The sequence below is a fragment of the Streptococcus oralis genome, assembly GCF_003942585.1.
Taxonomy (GTDB): Bacteria; Bacillota; Bacilli; order Lactobacillales; family Streptococcaceae; genus Streptococcus; species Streptococcus oralis_BE.
Genome location: NZ_RJNK01000001.1, coordinates 26,591 through 44,310 on the forward strand (window position 1 = coordinate 26,591; position 17,720 = coordinate 44,310).

Below are 17,720 nucleotides of genomic sequence, written 5' to 3' on the forward strand. Positions count from 1 at the left end.
GAATTGAGAAAATCATTTTACACTTGGCTCATGACCGAGCGCAATCCTAAAAGTAACAGTCCCAAGGCAATCTTGGCAGACCTCGCTTTTGAAGAGTCAGCATTCCCAAAACACACAGATGATTTTGATGAGGTGAGTCGCTTTTTGGAGGAGCATGCCAGTTTCTCTTTTAACCTAGGAGACTTTGACGCCATCTGGCAAGAATACTTAGAACACTAGAGACAATGAGATGAGGCTAGTATTTTATTGTTCTCTTTGCTATAATAAAAAGAAATAAACGGATTAGAGAGGTTCTTTATTTGAAGGAACATTCAATAGACATTCAACTGAGTCATCCGGATGACTTGTTTCATCTTTTTGGATCCAACGAGCGCCATCTTCGTTTGATGGAAGAAGAGCTCGATGTGGTGATTCATGCTCGTACGGAGATTGTTCAGGTTTTGGGAGAAGAAACTGCTTGCGAGGAAGCTCGTCAGGTTATCCAAGCTTTGATGGTTTTGGTAAATCGTGGAATGACAGTTGGGACGCCAGATGTGGTGACGGCTATTAGCATGGTCAAAAACGATGAAATCGACAAGTTTGTCGCCCTTTACGAAGAAAAAATCATCAAGGACAATACTGGGAAGCCTATCCGTGTCAAAACCTTGGGTCAAAAACTTTATGTGGACAGTGTCAAACAGCATGATGTGACCTTTGGAATCGGACCCGCAGGGACAGGGAAGACCTTTCTTGCAGTGACCTTGGCAGTAACAGCCCTTAAACGTGGGCAGGTTAAGCGGATTATCCTGACACGTCCAGCAGTTGAGGCAGGAGAGAGTCTTGGATTTCTTCCGGGTGATCTCAAGGAGAAGGTGGATCCTTACCTTCGACCTGTTTATGATGCCTTGTATCAGATTCTGGGGAAAGACCAGACGACTCGTCTTATGGAGCGTGAAATTATCGAAATTGCGCCCCTTGCCTACATGCGTGGTCGGACCTTGGATGATGCCTTTGTCATTCTAGATGAGGCGCAAAATACGACCATCATGCAGATGAAGATGTTTCTGACGCGTCTAGGCTTTAATTCTAAAATGATTGTCAATGGAGATATTAGTCAGATTGACCTACCTCGCAATGTCAAGTCAGGTTTGATTGATGCTCAAGAAAAGCTCAAGAATATTCATCAAATTGACTTTGTTCATTTTTCAGCCAAGGATGTGGTTCGCCATCCAGTTGTCGCTCAAATTATCCGAGCCTATGAACCAGCTCCAGTTAAAAATGAAGAGAAGAACGAAGAAACAGAATAGCAAAAAAAGCAGTTCAGATGTGAACTGCTCTTTTTGCATTTTTATGAGTGTCTAGCTTTAAACAAGTTCGTCGATAGACGTGTGATCTTTATCGAGCCCTTGGGCAACTGGGAGGCTAGTCAAGTAACCTTGATAAGTTGTAACTCCTTCGCGTAAGCCTTGATCTTCAGTGATTGCCTTCTTAAAACCTTTTCCTGCTAAGGCTTCGATGTAAGGAAGGGTGACATTGGTCAGGGCGATGGTAGAAGTACGAGCTACGGCACCAGGAATGTTGGCGACAGCATAGTGGAGAACACCGTGTTTTTCATAGACGGGTTCATCGTGCGTTGTCACACGATCTGCTGTTGCGATAACACCACCTTGGTCAACGGCAACGTCAACGATGACAGATCCTGGGCGCATTTGTTTGACCATCTCATCTGTCACTAATTTCGGTGCCTTGGCACCAGGGATGAGAACTGCTCCAATCACCACATCAGCATCTTTCACACTGGCTTCGATATTGAATGAATTGGACATAAGAGTTTGGATTTGGTTTCCGAAGACTTCCTCTAAGACTGAGAGACGTTTCGCACTGATATCTAAAATAGTTACTTGGGCACCAAGTCCAAGGGCGATGCGGGCAGCATGTGTACCGACGACACCGCCACCGATAATGGTTACTTTTCCTTTTGGAACACCTGGTACACCACCCAGTAGGACACCAGAGCCACCAGCTTGTTTGGTAAGGAAGTGAGCTCCGATTTGAACCGCCATACGACCAGCAACCTCACTCATAGGAACGAGTAGTGGTAAGTGTCCTTGGCTGTCACGGACAGTTTCATAGGCAATTCCTGTTGTTTTTGCTGCTAACATAGCATCTGCTAATTCTGGAGCAGCGGCCATGTGCAAGTAAGTGAAGAGGAGAAGATCATCGCGCAAGTATCCGTATTCAGAAGCTAGTGGTTCTTTTACTTTCACGACTAACTCTGCTGCCCAAGCTTCACCAGCAGTAGCGACAATCTCAGCGCCTTGCTTTTGATAGTCAGCATCAGTAAATCCTGAACCGAGACCAGCATTTGTTTCGATGAGGACACGATGTCCACGGCTGACTAAACTGTGGACGCCAGCAGGAGTTAGGGCAACGCGGTTTTCGTTATTTTTAATTTCTTTTGGGATTCCGATTAACATATAGGTTTACTCCATTTTCTAAATTCGGGTCTTTAAAATCAAACATCACAGAGAAACCCGATTATCGTGATGTTTTTATTTTATATAAAACTGTTTCGAAAATCAAGAAAAACTTTTGCTTTGATGAGTTTTTTTTGATAAGCTAGTAGGAAAATACTTGTAAATAGGGGGAAGTGTGTATGGAATCAATCTTTTTAAAACTAGCCCAGTATCCAATAGTGGAGACAGAACGTTTAGTGCTTAGACCTGTAACCTTGGATGATGCAGAAGCTATGTTTGACTATGCCTCAGATAGAGAAAATACACGCTACACTTTTCCAACCAATCAAAGCTTAGAAGAAACTAAGAATAACATTGCGCAGCTTTACTTGGCTAATCCCTTGGGACGATGGGGGATTGAACTAAAAAGTAATGGTCAGTTTATCGGTACCATTGACTTGCACAAGATTGATACTGTTCTTAAGAAGGCAGCTATTGGTTACATTATCAACCAAAAGTATTGGAATCAAGGATTGACGACAGAAGCCAATCGTGCTGTGATTGAGCTAGCTTTTGAGAAGATTGGAATGAATAAGTTGACCGCCCTTCACGATAAAGATAATCCTGCATCTGGAAGAGTCATGGAGAAATCAGGTATGCTCTTTTCCCATGAAGAACCCTATGCCAGAATGGATAATAAAGAACCAGGTCGAATTATCACAAGAGTTCATTATGTCTTGACTAAGGAAGACTATTTTGCAAATAAATAAGCAGTTGAAAAGATTTTTCAGCTGTTTTTTTCTTTCTCTTGCGAATAACTTAAGAGAGGAGAAAATATGGAAGCAATTATCGAGAAAATAAAAGAGTATAAAATCATTGTCATCTGTGCTTGTTTGGGTCTGGCCTTAGGCGGATTTTTCCTGCTAAAGCCAACTTCACAAACACCTGTCAAGGAAACGAATTTGCCGGCTGAAGTTGCAGCCGTTTCAAAGGATTCAACTTCTGAAAAAGAAGTGAAGAAGGAAGAAAAGGAAGAGTCCCCTGAACAAGATCTAATCACGGTAGACGTCAAAGGTGCTGTTAAATCGCCAGGGATTTATGATTTGCCAGTAGGAAGTCGAGTTCATGATGCCGTTCAGAAAGCTGGTGGATTGACAGAGGAAGCAGATAGTAAGTCGCTCAATCTCGCTCAGAAAGTCAGTGACGAGGCTCTTGTCTATGTTCCAACTAAGGGAGAAGAAGCAGCTAGTCAGCAGGTTGCCTCTGGAACGACTCCTTCGACAAGTAAAGATAAGAAGGTTAACCTCAATAAAGCTAGTCTGGAAGAACTCAAGCAGGTTAAAGGCTTGGGAGGAAAACGAGCCCAGGATATTATCGATCATCGTGAGGCAAATGGCAAGTTCAAGTCGGTTGATGAATTAAAGAAGGTTTCTGGCATTGGCGCAAAGACCATAGAAAAGTTAAAAGACCATGTTACAGTGGATTAATAGCCTTCCCATACCCAAGATTTACCTTAGTTTTTTACTACTTTGGCTTTACTATGCTATTTTTGGAGCGTCCTATCTCACACTGCTAGGTTTTGTTTTTCTGCTGGTCTGTCTCTTTTTCCAATTTCCTTGGAAATCGGCTGGTAAAGTTTTAGCGCTTTGTGGCTTCTTTGGCTTCTGGTTTTTGTTTCAAAACTGGCAACAGACACAAGCGAGTCAAGACTTGGTTGGCTATGTTGAAAAGGTGAGGATTTTACCAGATACCATCAAAGTCAATGGCAATAGCCTGTCCTTTCGGGGCAAGGCTGATGGCCGTACCTTCCAAGTTTACTATAAACTTCAGTCCGAGGAAGAGAAAGAGCACTTTCAAGCCTTAACAGACCTTCACGAGATAGAGATAGAAGGAAAACTTTCAGAGCCTGAAGGTCAGAGGAATTTTGGTGGATTTGACTATCAAGCCTATCTAAAGACTCAAGGAATTTACCAAACTTTGACTATCAAGAGTATCCAGTCAATGAAACAGATTAGCAGTTGGGATATAGGTGAAAATTTATCAAGTTTACGTCGAAAGGCTGTAGTTTGGATCAAGAATCACTTTCCAGATCCTATGCGTAATTATATGACGGGGCTCTTGCTGGGACATCTGGATACGGACTTCGAGGAGATGAATGAACTTTATTCCAGTCTAGGAATTATCCACCTCTTTGCCTTGTCGGGTATGCAGGTGGGATTCTTTATGGATGCCTTTAAGAAACTCCTCTTGCGATTGGGCTTGACTCAAGAAAAGTTGAAGTGGCTGACCTATCCCTTTTCCCTTATCTATGCAGGTCTGACAGGATTTTCAGCCTCAGTCATTCGCAGTCTCTTGCAAAAGTTACTGGCTCAACATGGTGTTAAGGGCTTGGACAATTTTGCCTTAACAGTCCTTGTCCTCTTTATCATCATGCCCAACTTTTTCCTAACTGCAGGAGGGGTCTTGTCCTGCGCTTATGCTTTTATCTTGACCATGACTAGCAAAGAAGGAGAGGGGATTAAGGCTGTTGCTAGAGAAAGTCTGATCATTTCCTTGGGAATATTGCCCATTCTATCCTTCTATTTTGCAGAATTTCAGCCTTGGTCTATCCTTTTGACTTTTATCTTTTCCTTTCTGTTTGATGTGGTATTCTTACCGCTTTTGTCCATCTTATTCATTCTGTCTTTTGTTTACCCAGTCACTCAGTTTAACTTTGTCTTTGAGTGGTTGGAGGATATTATTCGCTTGGTATCGCAGCTGGCAAGCAGGCCTCTGGTCTTTGGTCAACCCAATGCATGGCTTTTGATTCTTCTCTTAGTTTTATTAGCCTTGGTCTATGACATGAGGAAAAACATCAAAAGACTAGCAGGGTTCAGTCTCTTTATTGTGGGGCTCTTTTTCCTGACCAAGCATCCACTGGAAAATGAAATTACCATGCTGGATGTAGGGCAAGGGGAAAGTATTTTCCTACGGGATGTAACTGGTAAAACCATTCTCATAGATGTGGGCGGCAAGGCAGAATCTGATAAGAAAATCGAAAAATGGCAAGAAAAGGCGACGACCAGCAATGCCCAGCGAACCTTGATTCCCTATCTTAAAAGTCGTGGGGTAGCCAAGATTGACAAGTTGATTTTGACCAACACAGACAAGGAACATGTTGGTGATTTACTGGAGGTGACCAAAGCTTTCCATGTGGGCGAAATTTTAGTGTCAAAAGGGAGTTTGACACAGAAGGAATTTGTAGCAGAACTAGAAGCAAGCCAAACCAAGGTACGCAGTGTGACAGCAGGGGAGAATTTACCGATTTTTGGCGGTTACTTAGAAGTCCTATCTCCAAGGAAGATTGGAGATGGAGGTAATGAGGATTCTCTAGTTCTTTATGGAAAACTTCTGGATAAGCACTTTCTCTTCACTGGAAACTTGAAAGAGAAGGGAGAGAAGGATCTTTTAAAGCAATATCCTGACTTAGAGGTGGATGTCTTGAAAGTCGGTCAACATGGTTCTAAAGCATCATCAAATCCAGTTTTCCTAGAAAAACTCAACCCAGAGCTTTCTCTCATCTCAGTTGGAAAGAACAATCGTGCAAAACTCCCCCATCAGGAAACCTTGACACGACTAGAAACCATCAAGAGTAAGATTTACCGAACTGACCAGAATGGAGCTATTCGCTTTAAAGGATGGAATAGTTGGCGAATTGAAAGCGTTCGTTAGGAAGAAAATGTTATATATTAGTGAGATAAACTAAAAATCTGTTGCATAATACCAAGAAAAACGATATAATGAAAGTGTTTCCAATAGTAAAGATATAAATGCAATGAAAACATGAAAAATCAGCAAAAGTCGCTTTATTAGCTAGTTTGTTATCTATTGTTTTTTTCAGTCCAGTGTATCTTCGGTGACAGTCACTAAAAGTTATTGGTATGATTGGAATACCGCTTGGAAGTATAGTATGAATTACCACGGACATAAAAATGTGTAAACATTTCAAGATGGTCTGCTTATTACTCTATAATGACTATAAAGTTGGTCCGATTGGCACTATGTTCTTTATAAGGTCATTAACTACTAGACAGGAAACTATTAATCGTTAAAGAGTTAGAAAAAGGAGGGCTGGATATGATAACTCTTACTCATGTTACCTTAAAAACGCGACAAGTCATCTTGCAAGATGTTGATTTCACCTTTAAAAAAGGTAGGATTTATGGCCTTCTTGCTATCAATGGCTCTGGAAAGACGACACTGTTCCGAGCTATTAGCAAGCTACTTCCCCTTAGTAGTGGACATATCGCAGCCTCTCCTTCTTTGTTTTATTATGAGAGCGTTGAATGGCTGGATGGAAACTTAAGTGGGATGGACTACCTTCGTCTCATAAAAAACATCTGGAAGTCAGATCTAAACTTGGGGGACGAAATCGCCTATTGGGAAATGTCTGACTATATCAGCCTTCCCATCCGCAAGTATTCCTTAGGCATGAAGCAACGCTTGGTGATTGCCATGTATTTCCTCAGTCAGGCGAAATGCTGGCTCATGGATGAGATTACAAATGGCTTAGATGAGTATTATCGACAGAAGTTTTTTGATAGGCTAGCACAAATCGATAGACAAGAACAGCTGGTTCTTTTAAGTTCCCACTATAAGGAAGAGTTGCTTGATGTCTGCGATAGAGTAGTAACCATTCATCAGGGGCAAATAGAAGAGGTTTAGTTTATGAAAGATGTTAGTCTATTTTTATTAAAAAAAGTTTTCAAAAGTCGCTTAAACTGGATTATCTTAGCTTTATTTGTATCTGGACTCGGTGTTACCTTTTATTTTAATAGTCAGACTGCAAACTCCGTCAGCTTGGAGAGCGAGTTGGAAACCAGTCTTGTAAAACATGAGAGAGTCATCAATGAATATGAAGAGAAACTCTCCCAAATATCTGACACCAGCTCGGAGGAATACCAGTTTGCTAAAGAAAATTTAGACTCGCAAAAAAATCATTTGACTCAAAAGAAAGAAATTCTGGCTTTATTAAAAGAAGGACGCTGGAAAGAAGCCTACTATTTGCAGTGGCAAGATGTAGAGAAGAGTTATGAAATTTTATCAAAGGAACCGACTGCTAGTTCTGACTTAAAAATGGCGGTTGACCGCGAACGAAAGACTTACCAAGCCCTATATCCCTTGAACATAAAAGCGCACAATTTAGTTTATCCGACCTACGGGATTGATCAGATTGTCTGGATTTTAGAGGCTATCATCCCAAGCTTGTTTGTGGTTGCTATTATTTTTATGCTAACACAACTGTTCGCAGAAAGATATCAAAACAATCTCGACACAGCTCAGTTATATCCTTTTTCAAAAGTGACATTTGCCATGTCCTCTCTTGGAGTTGGGGTGAGCTATGTAACCGTGCTGTTTATCGGAATCTGTGGATTTTCTTTTCTAGTGGGAAGTCTGATAAGTGGTTTTGGACAGTTAGATTATCCCTACCCGATTTATAGCTTAGTGAATCAAGAGGTAACTATTGGAAAGATACAAGATATGTTATTTCCTAGCTCGCTATTAGCTTTCTTAGCCTTTATCGTCATTGTGGAAGTAGTGTACTTGATTGCTTACTTTTTCAAGCAAAAAATGCCTGTCCTCTTTCTTTCACTCATTGGGATTGTTGGCTTATTGTTTGGTATCCAAACAATTCAGCCTCTTCAAAGGATTGCACATCTAATTCCCTTTACTTACTTACGTTCAGTGGAGATTTTATCTGGAAGATTACCTAAGCAGATTGATAATGTCAATCTAAATTGGGACATGGGGCTAGTTTTACTTCCTTGCCTGATTATCCTTTTGTTAGCGGGGATTCTATTTATCGAAAGATGGGGAAGTTCACGTAAAAAGGAAGTTGTTAATTGGTCTTAGCATTCCTATATGGAAGGTGAGGAAAAAACTAACACAGGGAGGGAACCAACCAGGTTCTCTCTTTTTGATGCAGACATCAAGAAGAAAACAGAAAGTTTTTTTAAAAAATAACTTTTTATCTTGACAAGGGATAGAAAACTTGGTATCATATAAAAGTTGAGAAAAGCAGAAGTGAGAGCTTCTCGCCTTGTGACATCAAGTTGCCTGGCCCTACGGATGAAAAGTTTCTAAGAAACGCTATCATAACGTGCGGGCTTGTATCATTACGAGTCCGCTCTTGTTTTTCTCTAATAATAAAAAAGAGGTGAAAACCATAGCAAAGCAAGACTTATTCATCAATGATGAAATTCGTGTACGTGAAGTTCGCTTGATCGGTCTTGAGGGAGAGCAGCTAGGCATCAAGCCACTCAGTGAAGCGCAAGCATTGGCTGATAGTGCAAATGTTGACTTAGTATTGATTCAACCCCAAGCAAAACCGCCTGTTGCTAAAATTATGGACTACGGTAAGTTCAAATTTGAGTACCAGAAGAAACAAAAAGAGCAACGCAAAAAACAAAGCGTTGTGACCGTGAAAGAAGTTCGTTTGAGCCCAGTTATCGATAAGGGTGATTTCGAAACGAAACTTCGCAATGCTCGCAAGTTCCTTGAAAAAGGGAACAAAGTTAAGGTATCCATTCGCTTTAAAGGGCGTATGATCACCCATAAAGAGATTGGTGCAAAAGTTTTAGCCGAGTTTGCTGAAGCAACACAAGATATTGCGATCATCGAACAACGAGCTAAGATGGATGGACGCCAAATGTTCATGCAGTTGGCGCCAGCAACTGACAAAAAATAATTGTCAGAAAGTTAAATAAAGGAGAAAAAATCATGCCAAAACAAAAAACACACCGCGCATCAGCTAAACGTTTCAAACGTACAGGTTCTGGTGGACTTAAACGTTTCCGTGCTTACACTTCTCACCGTTTCCACGGAAAAACTAAGAAACAACGTCGTCATCTTCGTAAAGCATCTATGGTGCATTCAGGAGATTTCAAACGTATCAAAGCAATGCTTACTCGCTTGAAATAATAGCCTAATAGTAAGTAAACAATTCTAGGAAATATTTGGAGGAAATAAAACATGGCACGTGTTAAAGGTGGCGTTGTATCACGCAAACGTCGTAAACGTATTCTTAAATTAGCAAAAGGTTACTATGGAGCTAAACACATCTTGTTCCGTACTGCAAAAGAACAAGTAATGAACTCTTACTACTATGCATACCGTGACCGTCGTCAGAAAAAACGTGACTTCCGCAAATTGTGGATCACTCGTATCAACGCGGCAGCTCGTATGAACGGACTTTCATACTCACAATTGATGCATGGTTTGAAATTGGCTGAAATCGAAGTTAACCGTAAAATGCTTGCTGACTTGGCTGTTAACGATGCAGCAGCTTTCACAGCTCTTGCAGATGCAGCTAAAGCAAAACTTGGTAAATAATTACTTTTAAGACTGGAACAGGATTGTCCCAGTCTTTTTAGAAATAAAGGAGAAAGTTATGGCTTCAAAAATGCTACACACTTGCTTGCGAGTAGAAAACCTTGAAAAATCAATCGCATTTTATCAAGATGCTTTTGGTTTTAAAGAATTACGTCGCAAGGATTTTCCAGATTATGCCTTCACCATTGTCTATCTAGGACTTGAGGGTGATGACTACGAGTTGGAATTGACCTATAACTATGACCACGGTCCTTATGTGGTAGGTGATGGCTTTGCCCATATCGCCCTCAGTACACCTGATCTTGAAGCTCTTCATCAAGAACATAGTGCTAAAGGCTATGAGGTTACAGAGCCAAAAGGCCTACCAGGAACCCCACCAAACTATTACTTTGTTAAGGATCCTGATGGCTACAAGGTCGAAGTGATTCGTGAAAAATAATCCAGTAAGGTCAAGTAGAATGTTCGTTTTCTACTTGACTTTTTTACTTTGAAAGAGTATACTAATACAAATTTAACCTTTAAGGGGAGTCCAGAGAGACTCACAAGGTGTCAGATAAAAGGGATAGGGGACTCTCTGTGGAGACTTTTTAGGTGTGCGCATGAGTTCTATCCTATCTCAACTGAGACCTTGCTATTGCAAGGTCTTTTCTTTATCTGGTCCCCTTAAAATTTAAGGAGGAAAAGTCATGAATACCACATGTAAGAAGCGTATGGGTGCCATTCATTTGGAAACCATGAAGGTGGTCGCACAAGAGGAAATTGCGCCAGCAATCTTTGAATTAGTCCTAGAAGGGGAGATGGTTGAAGCCATGCGAGCAGGTCAATTTCTACATCTGCGCGTGCCTGATGATGCCCATCTCTTGCGTCGTCCTATTTCAATTTCGTCTATTGACAAGGCAAACAAGCAGTGTCATCTCATTTATCGGATTGAGGGTGCTGGGACCGCTATTTTTTCAACCTTAAGTCAGGGAGATACCCTTGATGTGATGGGACCTCAGGGAAATGGTTTTGACTTGTCTGACTTGGACGACCAGAGCCGAGTTCTCCTCGTTGGTGGTGGGATTGGTGTTCCACCCTTGCTCGAGGTAGCCAAGGAATTGCATGCGCGTGGGGTGAAAGTAGTGACAGTCCTCGGTTTTGCTAATAAGGATGCTGTTATCCTAGAAAAGGAATTGTCCCAATATGGTCAGGTCTTTGTAACGACAGATGATGGTTCGTATGGCATCAAGGGAAATGTGTCCGTCGTCATCAATGATTTAGAGAATCGGTTTGATGCCATCTACTCATGTGGGGCTCCTGGAATGATGAAGTATATCAATCAAAGATTTTATGACCATCCAAGAGCCTATTTATCTCTGGAATCTCGTATGGCTTGCGGGATGGGGGCTTGCTATGCCTGCGTTCTAAAAGTGCCAGATAGTGAGACAGTCAGTCAACGTGTCTGTGAAGATGGCCCTGTTTTCCGTACAGGAACTGTTGTATTATAAGGAGAAGGTCATGACTACAAATCGCTTACAAGTTTCTCTACCGGGTTTGGACTTGAAAAATCCCATCATACCAGCATCAGGCTGTTTTGGTTTTGGTCAGGAGTATGCCAAGTACTATGATTTAGACCTTTTAGGCTCCATTATGATCAAGGCGACGACACTTGAACCCCGTTTTGGCAATCCTACTCCCAGGGTAGCAGAGACACCTGCTGGTATGCTCAATGCAATCGGCTTGCAAAATCCGGGTTTGGAAGTTGTTTTAGCTGAGAAATTGCCTTGGCTGGAAAGAGAATATCCCAACCTTCCCATCATCGCAAATGTTGCTGGCTTTTCAAAACAAGAGTACGCTGCTGTTTCTCATGGAATTTCCAAGGCGGCAAATGTAAAAGCTATTGAGCTCAATATATCCTGTCCGAATGTGGATCATGGCAATCATGGACTTCTGATTGGGCAAGATCCTGATCTAGCTTATGAAGTGGTAAAGGCAGCTGTGGAAGCCTCTGATGTACCAGTTTATGTTAAGTTAACCCCTAGTGTGACGGATGTTGTCACCATCGCAAAAGCTGCTGAAGATGCGGGAGCAAGTGGATTAACCATGATCAATACTCTAGTCGGTATGCGCTTTGATCTCAAAACTAGAAAACCAATCTTGGCCAATGGAACGGGAGGGATGTCTGGACCAGCAGTTTTTCCAGTCGCCCTCAAACTCATCCGCCAAGTCGCTCAAACAACAGACCTTCCCATTATTGGAATGGGAGGAGTGGATTCGGCTGAAGCAGCGCTTGAAATGTATCTGGCTGGGGCATCTGCCATCGGAGTTGGAACAGCCAACTTTACCAATCCTTATGCTTGTCCTGATATCATCGAACATCTACCAAAAGTCATGGACAAATATGGCATTAGCAGCTTGGAAGATCTCCGTCGAGAAGTTAAAGCCAGTCTGAGATAAACTAGGTTTTCCTTATCGTCAACAAGACATAGAATCTTCATCAATTTGTAATATTTCCGTTAGTTAACTATGTTACAATAGGGTTTATAAAATAGTAATAGTGTAGATAGTTTTCTACTGAGGAGAATAAAATGAAGAAGATACTACTTGCAAGTACTGTCGTTCTTTCTATGGCAGGATTTGCAAAGACATCTGTATATGCTGAAGAATCTCAGGTTACGAAAAAAACTCAGACCACAGATGTAGTCGAGAAAAAAGAAGAAGCTACTCCGAAAAAGGAAGTTCCCCAAGTGGAGCCCAAGAAAGAGCCGGTTGTAAAAGAGGAAAATTCTTCTAAAGATGACTCATCCAAAAAGGAAAAAAAAGAGGAAGTTATCAAGGAAGGTTGGAAAAAAGAGCAAGGAAACTGGCGTTTTTATGAAAATAACCAGCCTGTCGTAAACTGGAAAAAAATTGGTGACGTCTGGTATTACTTTGATAAAAATGGCATTATGCTCAGTAATACCATAGTTGATGATTACCTTGTCAAAGGTAACGGTGCTATGGCGGGAAACGCTTGGGTGAAAATATCTGACCAATGGTACTATGCAACAGCTTCAGGCAAGATTTCTCGCGACAAATGGGAAAAGATTGAAGGCGTCTGGTATTACTTTGATAAAGAAGGTGTCATGCTTAGCCGTACCATCTATAATGACTATCTCTTCCAAGGTAGTGGTGCTATGGCGGAAAATGTTTGGGTGAAAATATCTGACCAATGGTACTATGCAACAGCTTCGGGCAAGATTTCTCGCAATAAGTGGGAAAAGATTGAAGGTTCTTGGTATTACTTTGATAAGGAAGGTGTCATGCTTAGTCGCACCATCTATAATGACTATCTCTTCCAAGGTAGTGGTGCTATGGCAGAAAATGATTGGGTGAAAATATCTGACAAGTGGTACTATGCCACAGCTTCAGGCAAGATTTCTCGCAACAAATGGGAGAAAATCAAAGGGACATGGTACTATTTCAATAGCGATGGTGTGATGGCAAGTAGCCAGTGGAAAAGTGACTACTATCTGAAAGATAGTGGCGCTATGGCGGAAAAAGAGTGGATTTTTGATAAATCCTACAATAGCTGGTTTTACTTGAAGTCAGGTGGGGCCTATGCTTCACGTGAATGGATTGGTTCATACTACCTTAAATCAGGTGGCTATATGGCCAAAAATGAATGGATTTTTGACAAAGATTACGATGCTTGGTACTATCTAAAAGATGATGGTCGATACGTAACAGGTACTTTTACGATCAAAGGTAAAGAGTATTCCTTCCAGAATAATGGGAAGTGGATATCAGAGGCAAAATATTACAAAGTGAAGCCAATTACTGCTTATGTTTATAGCGCTTCTGGTGAAAGATTGAGTTATGTATCCAAAGGAACTATCGTCTCACTTGGAGATGCACAATCTAAAAAAGATAGTCAAATACCAGTCAATATTTCTGGTTTATCCGGCTTCATGAATAAAAGTGATTTAGTAGCTATTGATAAAGACAGTGAATTTGTCCCTCATTATACAAGTGATGGCAAGTATTTTTACCATGAGTTATCACCTTATGTAAGTATCCGTGTTGCGCCACATAGCTCAGCTATGACTATTGGTAAGAAATATTATTCAACTGATGGAATTCATTTTGATGGCTTTACCATTGAAAATCCCTTCCTCTTTAGAAATTTGACTAAGCCAAGTAATTACAGCGCAGCTGAATTGGATAAAATTTATTCTTTGATGAATATTAGGGATAGTCGCCTGGCTGGTAAGGGAGCTGTTTTTAAGGAAGCTGAGGAACGCTATGGTGTAAATGCTCTTTACTTAATGGCTCATAGTGCACTTGAGAGTGCTTGGGGACGGAGCCAGATTGCAAAGGATAAGAATAATTTCTTTGGAATTGCGGCTTATGATTCGAGCCCATATGCCTCAGCCAAAAAGTTTGATGATGTGGACAAGGGGATTCTCGGTGCGGCTAAGTGGATTCGCGAGAACTATATTGACCGTGGAAGAGACCACCTTGGGAACAAAGCTTCTGGTATGAATGTACGCTATGCTTCTGACCCATACTGGGGAGAGAAAATTGCCAGTATCATGATGACTATCAATAGCAAACTTGGTGGGAAAGACTAGGGAAGAACAAAATCGGGAACCAATCTATCATGGTTCCCGATTTTTTGTTATAATAAAAATAAGTAGACAACAAAGGAGACAGTCATGACATTTGAAGAAATCCTGCCTGGATTAAAGGCTAAGAAAAAATATGTACGAACTGGTTGGGGAGGGGCTGAAAACTATGTCCAACTCTTTGACACTATCGAACAAAACGGGGTTGCACTTGAAGTGACGCCTTATTTCCTAATCAACGTGTCTGGAGAAGGGGAAGGTTTTTCCATGTGGAGCCCGACACCTTGTGATGTTTTGGCGACGGATTGGGTAGAAGTGCATGACTAGACGTGTATTGATTACGGGAGTGAGTTCAGGAATCGGTCTGGCTCAAGCTCGCCTCTTTTTAGAGAATGGCTATCAAGTTTACGGAGTTGACCAAGGAGAAAATCCAGTCTTAAACGGTGATTTCCACTTTTTACAGAGAGATTTAACCTTGGACTTGGAGCCTGTTTTTGACTGGTGCCCTCAGGTGGATATTTTGTGCAATACTGCTGGAGTGTTGGATGATTACAAACCACTTTTGGAACAGACTGCGCAGGAAATTCAAGAAATTTTTGAAATCAACTATGTGACTCCAGTGGAGCTGACTCGTTATTATTTGACACAAATGCTGGAAAATAAAAAAGGAATTATTATCAATATGTGTTCGATTGCCTCAAGTCTAGCTGGCGGAGGTGGTCACGCCTATACTTCCTCTAAGCATGCCTTGGCTGGCTTTACCAAGCAGTTGGCTCTAGACTATGCAGAAGCTGGGATTCAGGTCTTTGGGATTTCTCCCGGAGCAGTCAAGACAGGTATGACTGCTGCAGACTTTGAACCAGGTGGATTGGCGGACTGGGTAGCTAGTGAAACGCCTATCAAGCGTTGGATTGAACCAAGTGAGATTGCTCAAGTTAGCCTTTTCTTGGCTAGCGGTCAGGCATCTGCCATGCAAGGACAAATCCTGACAGTGGATGGTGGCTGGAGTTTGAAGTGATGCTTTGGTACAGTTTGCATTGTTCACTATTGGAGGTTAAAGATGGAACAAGATATATTTGGATTTGAGTTTCCAAGTTTCTACCATTAGTTTTTATTGGAATGGGACGAAGTGGATCCTTATGAGATTGGTGACTCAGGTATCTGTTTATATGCTAAGGAGGATCTCTTAGAGCGTAATGAGACTTATCAGATAGAAGTAGATGAACCAGACTTCTTTATGATTGGTCAAGAGGGAGATTTGGCCTACTTTATCAAGAAAAATGCTGATGATTGCATTTATGAAAATGATTTGGGTGCTTTGGGCTCTTTAGAAATGCAAAAAGTTGCTGCAACTGTCTATGACTTTATTGACAAGGTCTTAGAAGAAAGATTGTAAAAACCGGAGGGATAATTATGCTGAGAGCAACAGATGCGAATGAGCCAATTACAAGAGAAGACCTTTTACAATTTGAGGAGAACCTTGGAAAGAAATTGCCGAAAGCCATGTTAAACTTTTATCTCAAGTACAATGGTGGTCAATCTTGTGTGTCTGGTGTTCATGATGACAAACATCTCTTTCCTTTCAATGCTTTTTATTCATTAGAGGAGATGGAGAAGGCCCTCAACTGGTTTGACGATGAGGTTGTTCCTGCTGGATTTCAGGCTAAAGACCTCCTTCATTTTGCCTATGATCCTGGGTCTGGAAACTATGCTCTGTCTCTAAGGGAAGAAGATTATGGCAAGGTTTACTACTATGTTTTAGAAGAAAGAGCTGAGATTTTTGGTCAATGGCTTTCATTTGAGGCTTTTCTGACTAGTTTTGTGGAAGGTGAGTAGAAATAAAAGGAGCAATCATGCGTAAACACCAATTCTTTTCACTAGCAGATATTTTAGAGCAAGTTAAGTTAGAACAATGTACTCAAGATGACTTTTGCCTCTATGGCAATGATGAAGGGAATTTGGCTCTTGATAGTCTTTATTTTGGTGTCGGATTATCCAGTTGTAGTTGATGATAAAGATATCTACCCTGTGGAAGTAGTAGAGAGAAATCTTAATCTGGTATATTATGGTGAGCATCTGATAGATGTCCTTCTAGTGCATTGGATGAAAAGCCAGACGCAAGCCCTGAATACTTGGTCGATGCCTTAATTTATTATAATCAACATGATACTTTTATTCCCTTTCCCTAGTAACTAAGTTGGATTTGCATAGTTCTATTAAACATAAGCGAATACAGTAAGGAGTCAAGAAATGATAGATTACAAAATGGTAAATAAAAAAATTTCACCTTTTAAATTTTTAGTCCATGATGAAGAGACACAAAGTGTTCGAGGGTCGCTCATTTATTATCCTGATGGAGAATACAGACAGGAAGTATTCGACACTCGGGAAGATGAGAGATTCGAAGGAAATGGATACGATTGGGCATCTCTTGCTTTGATATTTTTAGAGGAAAAAATGCCTGAATTAAGCGAATCTATTGACTTTGATCCAGAAGGAAGTATGTTTTGTGCCTATTCTTCCAATATTGATGCCTTAGCAACATTTGCTTTAGGTTTTAAGGAGTTTTGCGACGATTCTGAGTCTATGATAGACTTGTTTAGTCGAGCAGAGTTAGATTAGCTGATTAGAAAAGCTTTAACTACTAGATATTTGACTAGGGAAAAGACACAAAGGAGTTAAGATGAAGCTGATAGAAGTATTTGAGCTAGTGGAAAATCATTCTGATTTAAAACCCTATGTAGAAAAAATATTAAAAAAGTATAAGAAGACCAACTGTTCCTATCTTGAGTCTCTTAATCACCTTGCTTATTTACTCTATCTATATGGTCAAAAAGAACTAGCTAAAAAGTTGTTAGATATTTTGCTACAAATTCCCTTTGAAGGAGATTATAATAGTTGGACCTTTGTTGAGAGTTCGATAGTCTTGTTGGCCTATATGGAAAAGCAGACGGAAAATCAGGTATCCATCTATCAAAATCTCCTTTTAAGTCCACTAGATTCTGGGGAGGAATCAACTAGAAAAATAAGAAGGAGAGTACATCAGAGATTTTTGAATGGTGATACTTTGGAACAAAAGCTTGCAAAAATCGAGCAAGCTTCGACCTTTACATCTGAAATTGAATGGCGCTTACTTTACTTAGCAGACTTGTTAAAACTTCAGTTGTTTAGTGCGGAATCAACTCTGGACGAGGCGGATATCCAGTCTAAAATAGAAGAACAAATCGAAAGATTACAAAGCTTTATCAAGGAGCAAGGTATTGTTAGCCTTTTCCCTTTTAAGGGATGAGGAAGTGTGGCTAAATTTGAAGGGTGGAAAGAGGGGAAG

At 40.9% G+C, this 17,720-nt stretch carries 22 protein-coding genes and 1 other annotated feature; of the genes, 21 read left to right on the forward strand and 1 reads right to left on the reverse strand.

Annotation, left to right across the window (positions count from 1 at the left end; genetic code table 11):
• Positions 1–3: 3 nt before the first annotated feature.
• Positions 4–219: a YozE family protein gene (locus tag D8862_RS00160; RefSeq protein ID WP_001232084.1), complete on the forward strand. Its 216-nt coding sequence runs from the start codon at positions 4–6 to the stop codon at positions 217–219.
• A gap of 80 nt (positions 220–299) precedes the next feature.
• Complete coding sequence (locus tag D8862_RS00165; protein WP_125448238.1) at positions 300–1,286, forward strand: PhoH family protein; 987 nt, start codon at positions 300–302, stop codon at positions 1,284–1,286.
• 57 nt (positions 1,287–1,343) lie between these two features.
• Here the strand turns inward: D8862_RS00165 and ald are convergent, their stop codons facing one another.
• Positions 1,344–2,456, reverse strand: coding sequence for an alanine dehydrogenase (gene ald, locus D8862_RS00170; RefSeq protein WP_125448239.1), 1,113 nt, complete (start codon positions 2,454–2,456; stop codon positions 1,344–1,346).
• A 179-nt stretch (positions 2,457–2,635) separates the two neighbouring features.
• Between ald and D8862_RS00175 the strand changes: the two genes are divergently transcribed.
• From D8862_RS00175 to D8862_RS00260, 19 genes are all read left to right on the forward strand, one after another.
• Positions 2,636–3,205 carry a GNAT family N-acetyltransferase gene (locus tag D8862_RS00175; protein ID WP_125448240.1) on the forward strand — a complete coding sequence of 190 codons (570 nt, stop codon included), beginning with the start codon at positions 2,636–2,638 and terminating at the stop codon, positions 3,203–3,205.
• Positions 3,206–3,271: 66 nt separating this feature from the next.
• Positions 3,272–3,922: a helix-hairpin-helix domain-containing protein gene (locus D8862_RS00180; protein ID WP_125448241.1), complete on the forward strand. Its 651-nt coding sequence runs from the start codon at positions 3,272–3,274 to the stop codon at positions 3,920–3,922.
• Complete coding sequence (locus D8862_RS00185; protein WP_125448242.1) at positions 3,906–6,146, forward strand: DNA internalization-related competence protein ComEC/Rec2; 2,241 nt, start codon at positions 3,906–3,908, stop codon at positions 6,144–6,146. The genes D8862_RS00180 and D8862_RS00185 overlap by 17 nt, the downstream gene beginning before the upstream one ends.
• Positions 6,147–6,551: 405 nt before the next feature.
• Positions 6,552–7,139 carry an ATP-binding cassette domain-containing protein gene (locus D8862_RS00190; protein ID WP_125448243.1) on the forward strand — a complete coding sequence of 196 codons (588 nt, stop codon included), beginning with the start codon at positions 6,552–6,554 and terminating at the stop codon, positions 7,137–7,139.
• A gap of 3 nt (positions 7,140–7,142) precedes the next feature.
• Positions 7,143–8,327: a hypothetical protein gene (locus tag D8862_RS00195; protein ID WP_125448244.1), complete on the forward strand. Its 1,185-nt coding sequence runs from the start codon at positions 7,143–7,145 to the stop codon at positions 8,325–8,327.
• Between the two features lie 157 nt (positions 8,328–8,484).
• Positions 8,485–8,616, forward strand: a sequence feature (ribosomal protein L20 leader region).
• A 15-nt stretch (positions 8,617–8,631) separates the two neighbouring features.
• Positions 8,632–9,162 (forward strand): translation initiation factor IF-3, encoded by a 531-nt coding sequence (gene infC, locus D8862_RS00200; RefSeq protein ID WP_007521573.1) that lies wholly within the window; start codon positions 8,632–8,634, stop codon positions 9,160–9,162.
• A 32-nt stretch (positions 9,163–9,194) separates the two neighbouring features.
• Positions 9,195–9,395, forward strand: a complete 201-nt coding sequence (gene rpmI / locus D8862_RS00205; protein WP_001125942.1) for a 50S ribosomal protein L35 — start codon at positions 9,195–9,197, stop codon at positions 9,393–9,395.
• 51 nt (positions 9,396–9,446) lie between these two features.
• A complete protein-coding gene (rplT, locus tag D8862_RS00210) occupies positions 9,447–9,806 on the forward strand; it encodes a 50S ribosomal protein L20 (protein WP_000124834.1) in 360 nt (119 codons plus the stop codon).
• 58 nt (positions 9,807–9,864) lie between these two features.
• Positions 9,865–10,245 (forward strand): lactoylglutathione lyase, encoded by a 381-nt coding sequence (gloA, locus tag D8862_RS00215; protein WP_000157143.1) that lies wholly within the window; start codon positions 9,865–9,867, stop codon positions 10,243–10,245.
• Positions 10,246–10,492: 247 nt separating this feature from the next.
• Positions 10,493–11,293 carry a dihydroorotate dehydrogenase electron transfer subunit gene (locus D8862_RS00220; protein ID WP_125448245.1) on the forward strand — a complete coding sequence of 267 codons (801 nt, stop codon included), beginning with the start codon at positions 10,493–10,495 and terminating at the stop codon, positions 11,291–11,293.
• The gene (locus tag D8862_RS00225) at positions 11,256–12,242 is read left to right on the forward strand and encodes a dihydroorotate dehydrogenase (RefSeq protein WP_185760812.1); all 987 of its coding nucleotides are present in this window, start codon (positions 11,256–11,258) and stop codon (positions 12,240–12,242) included. Before D8862_RS00220 ends, D8862_RS00225 begins: the two co-directional genes overlap by 38 nt.
• Before the next feature lie 131 nt (positions 12,243–12,373).
• The gene (locus D8862_RS00230; RefSeq protein ID WP_125448247.1) at positions 12,374–14,398 is read left to right on the forward strand and encodes a glucosaminidase domain-containing protein; all 2,025 of its coding nucleotides are present in this window, start codon (positions 12,374–12,376) and stop codon (positions 14,396–14,398) included.
• An 84-nt stretch (positions 14,399–14,482) separates the two neighbouring features.
• Positions 14,483–14,719, forward strand: a complete 237-nt coding sequence (locus tag D8862_RS00235) for a DUF2829 domain-containing protein (protein WP_000141913.1) — start codon at positions 14,483–14,485, stop codon at positions 14,717–14,719.
• Complete coding sequence (locus D8862_RS00240; RefSeq protein WP_125448248.1) at positions 14,712–15,410, forward strand: 3-oxoacyl-ACP reductase; 699 nt, start codon at positions 14,712–14,714, stop codon at positions 15,408–15,410. The genes D8862_RS00235 and D8862_RS00240 overlap by 8 nt, the downstream gene beginning before the upstream one ends.
• A 96-nt stretch (positions 15,411–15,506) precedes the next feature.
• A complete protein-coding gene (locus tag D8862_RS00245) occupies positions 15,507–15,788 on the forward strand; it encodes a hypothetical protein (RefSeq protein WP_002876202.1) in 282 nt (93 codons plus the stop codon).
• A gap of 17 nt (positions 15,789–15,805) precedes the next feature.
• Positions 15,806–16,228: an SMI1/KNR4 family protein gene (locus tag D8862_RS00250; RefSeq protein WP_125448249.1), complete on the forward strand. Its 423-nt coding sequence runs from the start codon at positions 15,806–15,808 to the stop codon at positions 16,226–16,228.
• 17 nt (positions 16,229–16,245) lie between these two features.
• Positions 16,246–16,401, forward strand: a complete 156-nt coding sequence (locus tag D8862_RS09645) for a hypothetical protein (protein ID WP_002876153.1) — start codon at positions 16,246–16,248, stop codon at positions 16,399–16,401.
• 241 nt (positions 16,402–16,642) lie between these two features.
• Entirely contained in the window at positions 16,643–17,014 is a 372-nt protein-coding gene (locus tag D8862_RS00255; protein WP_185760813.1) for an Imm51 family immunity protein, read from the forward strand.
• Between the two features lie 61 nt (positions 17,015–17,075).
• Positions 17,076–17,681, forward strand: a complete 606-nt coding sequence (locus D8862_RS00260; RefSeq protein ID WP_084921018.1) for a DUF6707 family protein — start codon at positions 17,076–17,078, stop codon at positions 17,679–17,681.
• Positions 17,682–17,720: the final 39 nt, after the last annotated feature.

Bases quoted from the DNA above. Each gene is read 5' to 3' on its own strand.
- rpmI (WP_001125942.1), top strand. From the start codon at position 9,195: ATGCCAAAACAAAAAACACACCGCGCATCAGCTAAACGTTTCAAACGT.
- D8862_RS00175 (WP_125448240.1), top strand. From the start codon at position 2,636: ATGGAATCAATCTTTTTAAAACTAGCCCAGTATCCAATAGTGGAGACA.
- gloA (WP_000157143.1), top strand. From the start codon at position 9,865: ATGGCTTCAAAAATGCTACACACTTGCTTGCGAGTAGAAAACCTTGAA.
- D8862_RS00225 (WP_185760812.1), top strand. From the start codon at position 11,256: ATGGCCCTGTTTTCCGTACAGGAACTGTTGTATTATAAGGAGAAGGTC.
- ald (WP_125448239.1), bottom strand. From the start codon at position 2,456: ATGTTAATCGGAATCCCAAAAGAAATTAAAAATAACGAAAACCGCGTT.
- D8862_RS00235 (WP_000141913.1), top strand. From the start codon at position 14,483: ATGACATTTGAAGAAATCCTGCCTGGATTAAAGGCTAAGAAAAAATAT.
- D8862_RS09645 (WP_002876153.1), top strand. From the start codon at position 16,246: ATGCGTAAACACCAATTCTTTTCACTAGCAGATATTTTAGAGCAAGTT.
- D8862_RS00190 (WP_125448243.1), top strand. From the start codon at position 6,552: ATGATAACTCTTACTCATGTTACCTTAAAAACGCGACAAGTCATCTTG.
- D8862_RS00250 (WP_125448249.1), top strand. From the start codon at position 15,806: ATGCTGAGAGCAACAGATGCGAATGAGCCAATTACAAGAGAAGACCTT.
- D8862_RS00220 (WP_125448245.1), top strand. From the start codon at position 10,493: ATGAATACCACATGTAAGAAGCGTATGGGTGCCATTCATTTGGAAACC.
- rplT (WP_000124834.1), top strand. From the start codon at position 9,447: ATGGCACGTGTTAAAGGTGGCGTTGTATCACGCAAACGTCGTAAACGT.
- D8862_RS00185 (WP_125448242.1), top strand. From the start codon at position 3,906: ATGTTACAGTGGATTAATAGCCTTCCCATACCCAAGATTTACCTTAGT.
- D8862_RS00240 (WP_125448248.1), top strand. From the start codon at position 14,712: ATGACTAGACGTGTATTGATTACGGGAGTGAGTTCAGGAATCGGTCTG.
- D8862_RS00195 (WP_125448244.1), top strand. From the start codon at position 7,143: ATGAAAGATGTTAGTCTATTTTTATTAAAAAAAGTTTTCAAAAGTCGC.
- D8862_RS00260 (WP_084921018.1), top strand. From the start codon at position 17,076: ATGAAGCTGATAGAAGTATTTGAGCTAGTGGAAAATCATTCTGATTTA.
- D8862_RS00255 (WP_185760813.1), top strand. From the start codon at position 16,643: ATGATAGATTACAAAATGGTAAATAAAAAAATTTCACCTTTTAAATTT.
- D8862_RS00230 (WP_125448247.1), top strand. From the start codon at position 12,374: ATGAAGAAGATACTACTTGCAAGTACTGTCGTTCTTTCTATGGCAGGA.
- D8862_RS00180 (WP_125448241.1), top strand. From the start codon at position 3,272: ATGGAAGCAATTATCGAGAAAATAAAAGAGTATAAAATCATTGTCATC.